The sequence below is a fragment of the Kitasatospora sp. NPDC058965 genome (assembly GCF_042741245.1).
Taxonomy (GTDB): Bacteria; Actinomycetota; Actinomycetes; order Streptomycetales; family Streptomycetaceae; genus Kitasatospora.
Map to the genome: position 1 here is coordinate 40097 of NZ_JBHYKG010000004.1, position 13006 is coordinate 53102.

General features: G+C 72.7%; 9 protein-coding genes. 4 read left to right on the forward strand and 5 right to left on the reverse strand.

Going from position 1 to position 13006, the window contains the following annotated elements; genetic code table 11:
* Positions 1–372: 372 nt before the first annotated feature.
* Positions 373–2274, forward strand: a complete 1902-nt coding sequence (locus ACFW1A_RS01570; protein WP_380402305.1) for an ABC transporter ATP-binding protein — start codon at positions 373–375, stop codon at positions 2272–2274.
* A 281-nt stretch (positions 2275–2555) separates the two neighbouring features.
* Here ACFW1A_RS01570 and ACFW1A_RS01575 read toward each other — a convergent pair whose 3' ends face one another.
* Positions 2556–2942, reverse strand: coding sequence for a DUF4232 domain-containing protein (locus tag ACFW1A_RS01575; protein ID WP_380402194.1), 387 nt, complete (start codon positions 2940–2942; stop codon positions 2556–2558).
* Between the two features lie 394 nt (positions 2943–3336).
* Here ACFW1A_RS01575 and ACFW1A_RS01580 point away from each other — a divergent pair, with 394 nt between their 5' ends.
* Complete coding sequence (locus ACFW1A_RS01580; RefSeq protein ID WP_380402198.1) at positions 3337–3483, forward strand: hypothetical protein; 147 nt, start codon at positions 3337–3339, stop codon at positions 3481–3483.
* Between the two features lie 158 nt (positions 3484–3641).
* Here ACFW1A_RS01580 and ACFW1A_RS01585 read toward each other — a convergent pair whose 3' ends face one another.
* Together ACFW1A_RS01585 and ACFW1A_RS01590 are read right to left on the reverse strand one after the other, a co-directional pair.
* Positions 3642–4409 carry a hypothetical protein gene (locus ACFW1A_RS01585; protein WP_380402201.1) on the reverse strand — a complete coding sequence of 256 codons (768 nt, stop codon included), beginning with the start codon at positions 4407–4409 and terminating at the stop codon, positions 3642–3644.
* 75 nt (positions 4410–4484) lie between these two features.
* On the reverse strand, positions 4485–6731 hold the full coding sequence (locus ACFW1A_RS01590; RefSeq protein WP_380402205.1) for a DUF4157 domain-containing protein: 2247 nt from the start codon (positions 6729–6731) through the stop codon (positions 4485–4487).
* 530 nt (positions 6732–7261) lie between these two features.
* Here ACFW1A_RS01590 and dacB point away from each other — a divergent pair.
* Complete coding sequence (gene dacB / locus ACFW1A_RS01595; protein ID WP_380402209.1) at positions 7262–8857, forward strand: D-alanyl-D-alanine carboxypeptidase/D-alanyl-D-alanine-endopeptidase; 1596 nt, start codon at positions 7262–7264, stop codon at positions 8855–8857.
* A gap of 197 nt (positions 8858–9054) precedes the next feature.
* Here the strand turns inward: dacB and ACFW1A_RS01600 are convergent, their stop codons facing one another.
* Entirely contained in the window at positions 9055–10311 is a 1257-nt protein-coding gene (locus ACFW1A_RS01600; RefSeq protein WP_380402212.1) for a hypothetical protein, read from the reverse strand.
* A gap of 168 nt (positions 10312–10479) precedes the next feature.
* Between ACFW1A_RS01600 and ACFW1A_RS01605 the strand changes: the two genes are divergently transcribed.
* Positions 10480–11283 (forward strand): hypothetical protein, encoded by an 804-nt coding sequence (locus ACFW1A_RS01605; protein WP_380402217.1) that lies wholly within the window; start codon positions 10480–10482, stop codon positions 11281–11283.
* Between the two features lie 27 nt (positions 11284–11310).
* On the opposite strand, the gene ACFW1A_RS01610 is transcribed toward ACFW1A_RS01605, so the two are convergent.
* Positions 11311–12993: an SWIM zinc finger domain-containing protein gene (locus tag ACFW1A_RS01610; RefSeq protein WP_380402220.1), complete on the reverse strand. Its 1683-nt coding sequence runs from the start codon at positions 12991–12993 to the stop codon at positions 11311–11313.
* Positions 12994–13006: the final 13 nt, after the last annotated feature.

The window sequence follows — 13006 nt, forward strand, 5'->3', positions numbered from 1 at the left end:
CCACCCCCGACCGCGTGGGGCAACGGTGCGTGTCCCCTCGGACATACATCTGGTACGCGGTTCCCGCTCTGCGGGCAACACACATCGGCGCCTGTTCCTGGCCTTCGGCGAGGGACGGGCGTTCGTCGTTTCCGAGCTGCTCAGCCAGGGCGGCCCGGAGTGGAGGCGGTCAGCCCATGGCGATCCATTCTCCCGACGGGGTGTCCGTGGTCAGTGTCCCTGTCCGCCGAATCAAGAGTCCGGCGAGGATGCCCGGGCGGTCCGGTCCTGGAGAGGTAGCGGCACCGAACGGCCCGTGACGTGGTGTTCCACCCACTCGTGCCCCTGCGCTCCTTCGGGAGGGTGGCGAGGTTCTACCGTTCTTCCATGAGTATGGAGACGACCGCCTGGATGCAGCTGCACAGCGTCATGAACGCGCAGCAGGACAGCCGCCCATTCGCCCGCGCGACGCTGCACCGCATCGCCGCCTTCGCGCGCCCGCACCGCCGCCGTATTGCCCAGTTCGTGCTGCTCAGCGTGGTGGGCGCGCTGCTCGCGGTGGCCACTCCGGTACTCGCCGGCCGTGTCGTGGACGCGATCGTGGCGGGGAAGGATCCGGGCGCCGTCGTCGGCCTGTCGCTGCTGATCGCGCTGATCGCACTCGGCGATGCCGCGCTCGGGCTGCTGAACCGCTGGCTGTCCTCCTCCCTCGGCGAAGGGCTCATCCTCGATCTGCGGACCACGGTCTTCGACCACGTCCAGCGGATGCCCGTCGCGTTCTTCACCCGAACCCGCACCGGTGCCCTCGTCAGCCGCCTCAACAACGACGTGATCGGCGCGCAGCGGGCGTTCAGCAACACGCTCTCCGGAGTGGTCGGCAATGTCGTCACGGTGCTGCTCACGCTCGCGGTCATGCTCACGCTGTCCTGGCAGATCACGCTGCTCGCGCTCGTCCTGCTGCCGGTCTTCGTCGTCCCGGCCCGTCGCATGGGCAGCCGGATGGCGGGGCTCCAGCGGGAGGCCGCGAACCTCAACGCCGCGATGGGTACCCGGATGACCGAACGCTTCTCCGCGCCCGGAGCGACCCTGGTGAAGCTGTTCGGGCGGCCCGACGAGGAGTCGGTCGAGTTCGCGGCGCGGGCGCGCCGGGTGCGTGACATCGGCGTCCGTACGGCCATGGCGCAGTCGGCGTTCATCACTGCGCTCACCCTCGTCTCGGCGCTGGCGCTCGCGCTCGTCTACGGCCTCGGCGGTTGGTTCGCGCTGCACGGCAGCCTGCAGGCCGGCGCCGTCGTCTCGCTCGCCCTGCTCCTCACCCGGCTGTACGCTCCGCTGACCTCGCTCGCCGGGGCCCGGGTGGAGGTCATGAGCGCCCTGGTCTCCTTCGAGCGGGTCTTCGAGGTGCTCGATCTGAAGCCCCTGATCGAGGAGAAGCCGGACGCCCGGCAGGTCCCCGACGGGCCCGTGTCCGTGGAGTTCGAGAACGTCCGCTTCGGCTACCCGTCCGCCGAGAAGGTCTCCCTCGCATCCCTCGAAGAGGTCGCGGCGCTCGACACCCGGGGCGGCGCCGAGGTCCTGCACGGTATCTCCTTCCGCGCCGAACCCGGCCAGACCATCGCGCTCGTCGGCTCGTCCGGGGCGGGCAAGTCGACCATCGCCCAGCTGCTGCCGCGCCTGTACGACACCGACGAAGGCGCGGTCCGCATCGGCGGCATCGACGTCCGCGACCTGTCGCACGCGGCCCTGCGAGGAACGCTCGGCATGGTCACCCAGGACGGGCACCTCTTCCACGACTCCGTGCGCGCCAATCTGCTGCTCGCCCGCCCCGAGGCGGCCGAGGACGAGCTGTGGGACGTGCTGCGCCGGGCAAGGCTCGAAGACCTCGTCCGCTCGCTGCCCGACGGGCTCGACACCGTGGTCGGCGAGCGCGGCTACCGGCTCTCCGGTGGCGAGCGCCAGCGCATGACCATCGCCCGGCTCCTCCTCGCCCGCCAGCGCGTCGTCATCCTCGACGAGGCCACCGCCCATCTGGACAGCACCTCCGAGGCCGCCGTCCAGGAAGCCCTCGCGGAGGCGCTGGAGGGCCGCACCGCCGTCGTCATCGCCCACCGGCTCTCCACCATCCACGCCGCCGACCAGATCCTCGTCGTCGAGGGCGGGCACATCGTGGAACGCGGCACCCACGACGAACTGCTCGCCGCAGCCGGGCGGTACGCGGAGCTGTACCGCACCCAGTTCAGCAATCCCGGCCAGACCGCGACCCGGATCACGGCGGGCGCCGAGGCGGTGGCATAGGCAGGCGGGGTGCCGGCCCTACCTTGTCCGGGTGATCCGAGCGGTGCTGCGCCCGGCCGGGCGCGGGGTGACGATCCACCGCGCGATCGGCGCGGTGTGCGGATCGGCGTCGAGGCACGATCCCGTCGAAGTCCCGGTCCGGAGGGCCACAGCGGCGAGAAGCGCCGCTGCCTCCGGCCTGCGGGCCACCGACCGCCTCGACCGGCACCGCATCCCGCGCCTGTGTTCCTGGCGAGCCGTCAGCTGATGCTGCAGCAACCAGGATCACCGAAAGAGTCGAGCTAGTGCCCGACCGGCTCTTCGAACAGAGGGGCAGTGGCGTTGCTGCCCGGCTCGTAGGCCAGGTCGGTGCCCGGCCACAGCATCGACTGCCGCTGGGTGCCCCCGGGCGGGGTGACGTGCAACAGGTGCACCGTGATGCCCACTTGGCCGGGCGGGTTGGGGTGGTACCAGATGGTGAAGGTGGTACGCCCGCCCCTGGCAAGGGTGACGGTGGTCGGCTGGTCGGAGCCGTGCTGGACGGGGGTGTGGCCCATGCTCGTGGTGAGGTCGATCCCGGCGAAGCCGGACAGGGTGCAGGTGTCACCGGTGTTGTCGATCGAGACGACGACCGAGGCCATGCCCGGTTCCGGGGGTGCGGCCTGGCCGACGGAGTCGTCGATGAGCACGCTGGAGTCCGCGCAGGTGCCGACGCCGCCCTGGCCGGCGCTGGGGGCACCGGTTGCGGCGGGGGTCCCGGCAGTCGCGGTTCCCCCTGCCGCCGGAGTCGAGGCGGTGCCGACGGGCTCGGTACTGCTCGGCACGGCGGCTGTGTGGCCGCCGCCCGCGGACCCGTGGCCGTCGCCCTGACAGGCGGTCAGCCCCAGTCCCGTGATGACCGCTACGGCACCCGCCACCAAAACCCGCTGAACACGCATCCGAAGACTCCCCGAGATCTCTGGCCACGGCCCCCGCCGCGTTCAGCAGAAGACTCACAGAGACGATCACTCCCGTCCACTCCTTGTGCGGCTACTGGTACGGAACCGGGACGCGGCTGCGCGTGATCGAGGCCCGGGGGGGTGAATGATTGGGGGCCCGATCTCCAGGAAGTGTGCGGTCGAGCTCGTCGAGTCGGTGCTGGCCGAAGGACTGTTGAACCGGGCGGGACCGCTCCGCGAGCCGGTCGACGACGAGGTCGACGAGCAGGCGGTCGGCCGGCTCGTCCGCTGACGCAGGGCCACGGCCTTCTTCGCGACGGAACGAATGCTGACCAGGTCGCCCGAGACTGGCCCGCCTGATGGTCGACGCCGCGCGGCCGATGGGGAGCGGGACTGGGACAGCGTCAGATCACGGTCAACGGGCTTGGGGGGACGCGGCCTGACGTATGTTCAGGAGTGGAAGCGGAGCCGGACCATCAGCGCGTCCTCGGCGAGCGATTCGAGGTAGCGGTCGGCGTAGTCGAAGTAGGCGGGCCCGACGAGTGCCGCCGGGTCCAGGGCGTTGAGAGTGCCGTCGAGCCACTCGCCGTCGAGGGTGAGCAGCACGTTCGTCGGCACCACGCGGGCGGCCACCCGGCGGACGTACTGCTCCCGGCCGTCGGCGAAGTGGGCGACCGGGTCCTGCACCCAGGTCCACCAGGGTGCCTGGGGGTCGCTCGCGCGCCGGACGGCCACGGCGCGGATGAGCGGCTGGTCGTGAAAGGCCGCGTAGGCCCTGCGCCCCGCGTCGGGGCCGGCCGGGACCGACTCGGCCATGGCGCGCTGCGACATGGCGGGCTCGAACCGGGCGCTGAAGTCGGTCCAGGCGTCCCAGTCGATACCGGCCCGGGACGCGACCGGCGCACGGTCGGCGTCCAGGTCCAGCAGGCCGCGCGGTCCGCCGTCGCACCGGCCGGGCGGCTGCGGGGGCCGGGAGCCGCCGTCGGACCAGGACGGGTTGCGCACCAGCCGAGGGTCCTGCTCGTAGCCGGCTCGGACAGCCAGGCCGTCCTCGCCGTCGCCGCCGAAGATGTGCCACCAGTCCCACTCGCCCTGGTCGGTGCCGTCCGGCAGCGGCTGGGCGTCGTAGCAGAACGGCGCCATCGCGGCGGCCAGGGCCGCCGGTACCTCGCCGGGGTCGGTCGGCGGTAGGCAGACGGTGATCAGGTCTCGGGTCATCTGGGCCTGCTCTCCTGGCCGGCTGGTGGAGTTCGGGACCGTCCGGCTGCGCGCACGGTCGGAGGTGGACGGGCGTCAGGAGTTCAGGGGTGGGCGTGTGAGCAGGAACTTTATCTGCGCGGCCAGCTGCGGAGCCTCCGCCGAGAGCTGAGTGGCGAACTGCCGGACGGCGGCGCTGTTGATCTGTCCGCCCTGCACGGTGCTCTGGACCGCGTCAAGGAGCAGAGCGGCTCCCTGGGAGAGTCCGGGCCCCCAGTCCGCCTCCCGTCCGGCCGGGACCGGTTGCTGGGCCAGCGTGTTCGTGTACTGCAGCAGCATCACCAGTGGCCGCAACTGCTTGTCGAGGGCGTGGTTGCTCCTGAGGATGCCGGCTGCCGTGTCGAGCGCCTGCTGGACGACCTGCGGGTGCGGCGGTGCCTGGTTCGCCCCGATCGGCCCGAAGGGCGCTACGTGGCCCTGGCGGGCGGCGAGCGCACCGGCGTGGGCCTCGTTCGACCACGCGCTGAGCAGACCGACGTCCTGACGCAGGTTCTGGAAGCTGGTCAGGTTGCTGCCGAAGGAGCGCATCTCCACCGGGAACACCGGGACACCCTGCACGTTGTCGGGCCCCGCCAGCTCGGTCATGCCGCCGAAGGCGCCGGCGGAGTCCTGCCGCACGTCGCCACCGGTGAGCGCGGAGTGCGCGTAGCCCTCCAGGACCGGGACCTCGTCCGCGGCGACGTTGTCCCTCAGGGTCTGGCCGTCACCCCAGGGGTGGACCTGGAGGTACTCCTCGAAGAACAGCGCCATGATCGCGCTCGCCTGGGTCGACAGGAAGGCCTGGGCGGGTGCGGACAGGGTCCGCACGGCGTTGCCCAGGCTCACCCGGGACAGCACGGCCGTCTTGTTCTTGACCAGTCCGACCTCGAACTCCTGACGTCGCTTGTCGGTCAGGGCGGCGAGCTGGGTGTACATCAGCGCCCCGAAGCCGCGGATCTCCTCGGCATCCCGGTGCGCCTCGGGAACCGCGCCCTGGCCGGCGAGGAACTGCCCGCCCAGCCTGGTGCCGAACTGGATCGACTGCGCCAGGTGCCGGTGCGAGTCGTGCCGGTCCATGCGGATCTTGCTGCCGCCCCGGTTCGCGGGCTCCTGCTCGCTGAGCGCGTGCGCGAAGAACCCCGCCATGCCGTGCAGCGGGACGCCGACGGTCTGGTGGACGAAGAGACCCTGTCCCTTCCCGGGCGCTCCGTTCCGCTCTTCGTGGGACTTCTCCGGAGCCACCCGGGCCAGCTTGTATCCCTCCTGCCCGGGCTCGTACCCCTCACTCTTCGGGAACAGCTTCCGGATCTTCTTGTCTGCCACCGGCGTCTCGGCGTTCGGCAGGTAGAGCCGCCGATGAGCCTCTTCGAGGTGGTCCAGCGTCTGACTGACGGGCGGGAACCTGTCCGTTTCGCCGGGCAGCACCGCGCTGGGTCGGGCGACGAGCTCCGCGTTGGTGTAGAGCCCTCCTCCAGGGCTCTTGCGCATGTCGGAGACCAGCTTGATGCCCTGTCCGGGATGCTCCATCATCGTGAACCCGGAACTGGTTCCGCTGCTCACGTCCGACCCGTCGTGGTTGACCACCGGCCGGTCGATCTCGATCTCCAGCCCGATCGCGCGCTGCACGGACGGCGCCTGATCGGCTCCCGCCGCAGCCGACCGACCACCCTGGGTCTGGGCCTGCGCACCGGCTGACGCACCGGCCGACGGTCCGGCAAGTGCCCGCCGGGCATTGCTCTCGGCCTCGCGCTCGAACCGGTCGCCCGGGTCGGAGACCGCCAGTCCACTGCCGTTGTCGGTACCCGCGACGGGGCCTTGGCGCTGCTGGATGACGTGGGTGAGTTCGTGGGCCAGCGTGTGCCGGTCGGATCCGCCCTGGCCGATGACGACGTGGCTGCCGGAGGTGTAGGCGCGCGCCCCGATCTCGGCGGCGGAGGCGCGAGCGGCCGAGTCGTTGTGGATCCGTACGTCGGAGAAGTCGGCGCCGAGGCGGGCCTCCATGTCCGTGCGGACGGCGCTGTCGAGCGGGCTGCCGCCGGAGCGCAGGACGTCGGGCACCGCGGAGCGCTGCACCGGACCCTGTTGCGGGGGTTCGTGCCCGCAGCCGGCACCGTGCCGGTGCTCCTCGGGTGCTGCTCCGGCCTGGCGCAGCATCTGCACGACGGCCGCGTTGCCTGCGCTGCGCTGCAGCGCGATCAGGCTCTGCGCGCTCATCGGGATCCCCGCAGCCGGTCGGCCGGTCGAGGACACGGCCTGCGGCGGCTGCTGCTTGGCCGGCCGGTCGTCTCGTTCCTGCGCGCGCACTGGTGCTCCTGGTGTCGGGGGGCGGATCCGCGGCCCGGCCGGTCGCGGACTACTCCCAAGTACACGCGCCTGGAGGACCTACCTGTCGCGTGGTGTACGAGGCTCGGCCCTTTCGGGCCCGGAAACCTGCCCGAAAGGGCCGAACTTCGGCAGGCCCGGGCACCACTGGCGAACTCACACTCGCTCAGGACTGGGACCGCCGACCGCACTCGGCGCCCTGCCCTGGCGCCCGGCCGGTTCGCCCTGGGACAGACCTGTTCCGGCGCGTGGTGACCACCTGGGTCCAGGCACCAGGTACTGACCTGGTGTCACCAGCTCGCACCCGACGCCGCCCCACCGTGCGGGCGGTCCGTGCAACATTCCCGACCGTCAGCGCATTACTACTCATGACACACCCTCAGATCGCCCCTCACGCACCTGATAGCGTGATCACGACAAATGGGGGCATTTCGGTCGGCCGCCCGCGCCTGCACGCGTGGGCAGCGGCGTGACGGAACCGCCCCCGCCGACCCACTGTCCTGGAGCCCCAGTTGACCGCACGCCTGCAGCGCCGCACCCTGCCGCTCGCCGCCGTGATGCTCGCCGCATCCCTGCTCATCGGATCCGCCCAGGCGGACGCCCCGGCACCCGCCGATCCCACGCTCACCGCGGACCTCAACGCGATCCTGGCCGATGCCCGGCTGACCAACGCCCAGGCCGGCGTGCAGATCATCGACGCCGACACCGGCCAGGTGCTCTACCAGCACCAGCCCGACGCCCTGCTCACCCCGGCGTCCACCCTGAAGAGCGTCACCTCGGCTGCCGCGCTCGACCTGCTCGGCGCCGACCACCGGTTCACCACCGAGGTCCGCACCACCGGCAACGTGCACGGTCCGGTGCTGGTCGGCGACCTCGTCCTGCGCGGCGGCGGCGACCCCAGCCTGCGCCCCGAGGACCTCGACGACCTCGCCGCCCGGGTCGCCGACTCGGGCATCACCACCGTCACCGGCCGCGTGCTCGCCGACGGCACCCGCTACGACTCCACCCCGTACGGCCCCGGCTGGGCCTGGGACGACCAGTCGGAGAGCTACAGCCCGCAGATCTCCGGCCTCACCGTCGCCCCGGACTCCGAGTTCACCATGGACACCGTGCAGGTGACGGTCACCCCGGGCGCCAACGTCGGGGACGACGCGCAGGTCAGCCTCTCCCCCGCCGAGGCGCCGGTGCAGCTCAACGGCAAGATCACCACGGGCGCGGCGGGCGACGCCACGACCGCCGACGTCGAGCGCCGACGCTCGGTCAACACGCTGGACCTGACGGGCAGTCTGCCGACCGGTGCCGCTCCCGTCACCTTCTGGCAGACCGTCGAGGACCCGGCCGTCTACACCGGCGACGTCTTCGCCGGCGCCCTGGAGCGCCACGGCGTCCACGTCGTCCACAACGACGTCCGGGCCGCCACCGGCACCGAGTCCACCAAGCCGCTGGCGAGCCACGACTCGGCGCCGCTCGCCGAACTCGTCGTGCCGATGCTCAAGCTCAGCAACAACGGCATGGCCGAGCACCTCACCAAGGAGATCGGCAAGGTCAAGGCCGGCCAGGGCAGTTGGAGCGCCGGCATCACCCAGATCAACGGCTTCCTGGCGGCCAACGGCCTCACCACCCCCGCCGGCCGCCAGGTCGACGGCTCCGGGCTGTCCCGCTACGACCTGATCACGCCGGCCAAGATGACCGGCCTCCTCAAGGTCGCCCAGACCAAGCCGTGGTACCAGGCCTGGTACAACGCGCTCCCGGTCGCCGGGAACCCCGACCGCCTCGTCGGCGGCACCCTCACCAACCGCATGCGCGGCACCGCCGCCGCCAACAACGTCCACGCCAAGACCGGCTCCATGAGCGGCGTCGACAACCTCACCGGCTACGTCACCACCCCCGACGCCCACCACCTCGCCTTCACCGCGATGCTGAACGACTTCACCGGCCCCGTCCCGCACGCCATCCTCGACGCCATCGCCGTCCGCCTCGCCACCGGCCACACGGCCCCCACCACCGCCCCCGCTGCCCCCCGCTCCCTCCTGACCCCGTCCGCCGGCACCACCACCCCGGACACCGGCACCCGCTGGGAGGACTGCGAATCCCTTCACCGCTGCTGAGCCCTCGCTCCGCAGTCACCGGGGCCCCGAGCAACGAGTGGCGACACTCGGGCTCGGGGCCTCTTGGCGCATGGCGGGACGCCTCCGAACGCTCCGTCGACACGCCGGTCGGGGCAGAGCCCGATGGCGTTGGCGCAGCCGCCGCGTCCATCTGTCGACGGCGTCAGGGACACCACCCGGTAGCGGCTGATCTCACGTCACCGCTGGAGGGCGACCAGCCGCACCCCGGCCGCTGACCTGACCTCGGGTTCCTCCATCGGGTCGTCCCGTAGGCGGCCCAGTTGCTCCCGCACCGGCGGCACGTCCGGCGCCGAAGCGATGCCCAGGAGGCGGGCGTCCGACTCGCAGTCCCACAGCGACTCGACGTACGCGCGGTCCAGTCCGTCCGGGTCGACGGCTGCCAGTGCTTTCAGGTACGCCGGCCGCTCGTACGAGTGCGGGGTGCGCAGCCAGAAGCGGCGCAGGAGCGGTGCCGCCTCGGCTGCCCGGGGGCCGAAGCGGGCCAGGCCGGCGGCGAGGCGGTCGGGGCCGCACCAGGTGCGGGTCTGCCAGTGGGTGTCCAGGGAGCCGAGGAGGACGGGGAGATCGCAGGTGTCGCCGTGGTCGGCCAGCACCGTCATCCCGGTCCAGGACAGCCATGGTCGGGTGTCCGTCACCCACGCGCGAGCGGCCGGTACGGCGAGGGGGCCGAGGCGGCCGACCGCGCGGGACAGCAACGGCAGCGGCCACTGACCGTCCGCCGTGAGCAGTGACGGCACCAGGGGGATCAGGCCTGCCTCCGGCGGGCGGGCGGCCAGTGCGCGCAGGGCGTTGACCTTCGCACTGTCCGCTGCACCGGGGTCGGCGAGCAGAAGGAGCAGGTGCCGGCTGCTCAGGGCCGACTCGGCGCCGCCACCGCCGGGAGCGTCGCCGCAGCGCACGGCAGCACGGGGCCGGCCGAGCTGCCAGCGCACCCACGGCTCGGAGCGCCACAGCAGGGGCTCGTCCCCGGTGAGGCGCGAGCGCGGGACGTCGGCCAGGTCGTCCCACCACGGGACCGGCCAGCGAGCCGCCACCGACTCCAGCACGTCCACCCAGTGCTCGCCCTCGCGGACGTACGACCGCAGGACCTGACGGGCCTCCACCGACCCGGACAGCGCGAGCAGTTCCAGCACCCCCGTGGCCCGCTCGCAGTCGTCCTCGCCACCCGCCAGCAAGGCGACGACCGGCTCGGGGGACAGCCCCAGGTCCCGGACCGACCTCGCCAGGTAGAGCGGGCGCTCGTCCACCTGCGAGTCCCAGCGACAGTCCCGGCGGATGCAGTCGTACACGAACCCGCCGGCCGTCGGATCGCCCGGCGCGGACACCGCGCCGAGGCCCCGGCCCCGTTGCAGCAGCCCCTCCAACGTGCTGACCGGCGCGTACGCCCACTCGTCCGTTGCCCCAATGGTCCGTTGCTCCTCGCGGTTGCTCATCGCGCGGAGCATCTCCGAGAACCGGCACGAGCGCTACTCATTTCCCGGCGACGGCAACGACAACGGCAGCTGCCGAGGACGAGCACGCCAGCGCCGACGCCCGCCCGCCCGCCTGCCCGCCCACCCGCCAGTGCGCGGTGTCGGCGGCGGGTGCCAGACTGCGTGCCCATGACCCCCGCGGACCTCACCTTCCAGCACTGGCGCGCCCTCGATCGCGCCGCCGCCACCCAGCACGCGCAGGACGCCGCGCGGACGGTGGATGGCGGGGTGGTGGAGGTCCGCACGGTCGAGCACCTCGGTGGGGCGTTCCAGCGTGTGGTGGTCGAGGTGGGCGGTCGGGACTTTGCGCTCGTGCCCGGCGGGGAGGTGGCCGTCGGCTTCGACCTGGACCGGTGGGAGCCGGCACCCAAGCAGCTGACGTGCTACCAGGAGGAGACGCTCGGCGGCGGGTTCGGCTTCGCGGCCGACCTGCGCGACCACTTGGCGCAGGTGCTCAGCCCCCGGCGCACCGTCGCCGTGCCCACGCTGCTCGTCGCCCTCGAACCCGTGGCGCTCACCGACCCGCCCGCCGACATGCCGGGCGCGCTCGCCGAGCAGGGCCTGCGGCTGCCGAGCCCGGACGAGTGGGAGCACGCCTGCGGCGCGGGGGCGGGCACGCTGTTCCGTTGGGGCGATCACTGCCCGTTGGACCGCACCCCCTACCTGGCCGGCGACGGACCGCAGCGCGAGCGCAACGCGTTCGGCCTGCGGATCGCCTACGACACCTACCAGCCCGAACTCACCAGCGACCCGGCCGCCGTCCACGGGGGCGACGGCGGTGAGGCGGAGTGCGGCGGCTACGGCACGCTCACGGCGTGGCTGCCGCTGGCCACCGCGAACCGGAACCCGGCCATGGCCGAGTTCCTGCACGGCGAGGACGGCGAGTCGATGTACGAGGACTTCGCCACCCGGCCGGTCCTGGAGCTGGGCTGACCCTGCTCGGTCCGTCCCCGTTCGGTGTCACAGGCCGTTCTCGGTGAGGATCTTCATCAGCTTCGGCTTCCGCTTCTGATCGGCGCGCAGCGCGGCGAGGTAGGTGGTGAACTCCGCTTCCGAGCCCAACGCGCGGTGGCAGGCGCGGGCGTGGCGGAGGAGCTCCGCCATCCGGTGGTAGGTGGCGTCGCCGGTGGTCTTCTTCATCGGCTCGATCGCGCGGAGGTAGACGGGCAGCGCGTCGGCGGGCCGGGTGTCGCGGGTCCGGTCGGCCAGCGTCAGGTGCTGGCGGGGGCCGGCCAGACGCGGGGCGGCGTGCCAGGCCGTGTCGTAGTCCTCGTCGTCGATCAGGACGTCGATCAGCACCGGGCCGGCGCTGTACCGCCCGCCCCGGTGACCGTCCTCGGCATCGGTCCGCAGCAGGTCCAGCGCCGTGGCGCGGTCGGCGTCCCAGGTGCCGGCCGCCCGGGCCGCGGCCCGCAGGTGCTGGTAGGCGGCCAGCGTGCGGGCCGCTTCGAACCGGTCGCGGCGTACGGACGTGGCGTCGCCGAGCCGTCCGGCGGCGACGTACCGCCCGGTCACGTAGTCGAGAAGCCGGTCGTCGACGTGGTGCTCCCCACGGGCGGCGCGCAGGCCGCGCTCGGCCCAGTCGAGGGCGTCGGCCTCGCGGCCGACGGCGTCCAACTCCTGGGCGATGACCAGGTGGGTCCAGCCGGAGGGCGCGAGGTCGGCCGCGTGCACGGCGACCAGCGCGTCGATGTCACCCTCGGCCTTGAGCAGTTCCTGCAGGAGGTCCTTCTCGGCCCAGCCGGTCGGCTTGCGGCGCCAGGCCTGCTGCGCGAGCTCCCGGGCCCGGGCCCGCCCCGACGCGCCGAGGACGTCGCGGTAGTCGTGCACGTCGATGTCGGGCAGGTGGTTCAGGTCGCCCAGCAGGTGGCCGACCAGCCACTCGGCCGTCTCCCCCGGGTCCGGCGGAGCCGCTCGGCAGGCCGCCAGGTGCGCCGCACCGAGCTCCGCGGCGACCGCACCGAGGTGCCCGTCGGAGTCGTCCACCTGCTCGCACGCCTGCCCGAGCAGCCGGATCGCCTCCCGTGCGAGGACGATCGCCTGATCCCCCCGGCCCTTGCCGGTCAGCGCGTTGATCGCCGCCACGGCCTCGCCGACCTGGCCGGCATAGGCGCGGGCCTCGGCGTACTCGACGTACCCGTACCGGCTGAAACGGCCGATGGACAGCAAGTCCGTGATCCGGGCGCGCAGCTGACCGGGGTCGGCACCGGCGGACGCGGCCCGCAGCTCCAGACGTCGGCGCAGGTCCCGGTCGCTGTCGATCAGTTCGCGCACCAGGGCCAGCAGGTCGTCGCGCGAGTGCGAGGAGAGCCACGATTCGAGGTGCTCCGCCCGCGCCGCGCCGTCGGCCCGGAGCCCGGCCAGTTCGCCCCGGCGCTGCAGCACTGCCAGGCCGACCGCGACGCAGTGCTTGCAGAAGTGGCCCTCCGCACCGTACGGGCAGTCGCACTCGCCCCACACCTCGCCGTCCTCGCCCGGTTCCAGCACCACCTCGTAGGAATCGGTCCCGTGGACGACGGCGGTGAACCGGTCGCCGTCGACTTCGAGTGCCTCGACCGCCTCCCGGTAGCCCAGGCCCCGTTCGAAGGAACGCGGTCCCGCCAGTGCGCGCAGGTCGTCCTCGGTGAATCCCGTGCTCGTCACGGGCCCCATCCAA

Coding starts and splice junctions, on each gene's coding strand:
- ACFW1A_RS01580 (WP_380402198.1), top strand. CDS start 3,337: ATGATTGGGGGCCCGATCTCCAGGAAGTGTGCGGTCGAGCTCGTCGAG.
- ACFW1A_RS01605 (WP_380402217.1), top strand. CDS start 10,480: ATGACCCCCGCGGACCTCACCTTCCAGCACTGGCGCGCCCTCGATCGC.
- ACFW1A_RS01570 (WP_380402305.1), top strand. CDS start 373: ATGGAGACGACCGCCTGGATGCAGCTGCACAGCGTCATGAACGCGCAG.
- ACFW1A_RS01585 (WP_380402201.1), bottom strand. CDS start 4,409: ATGACCCGAGACCTGATCACCGTCTGCCTACCGCCGACCGACCCCGGC.
- ACFW1A_RS01600 (WP_380402212.1), bottom strand. CDS start 10,311: ATGAGCAACCGCGAGGAGCAACGGACCATTGGGGCAACGGACGAGTGG.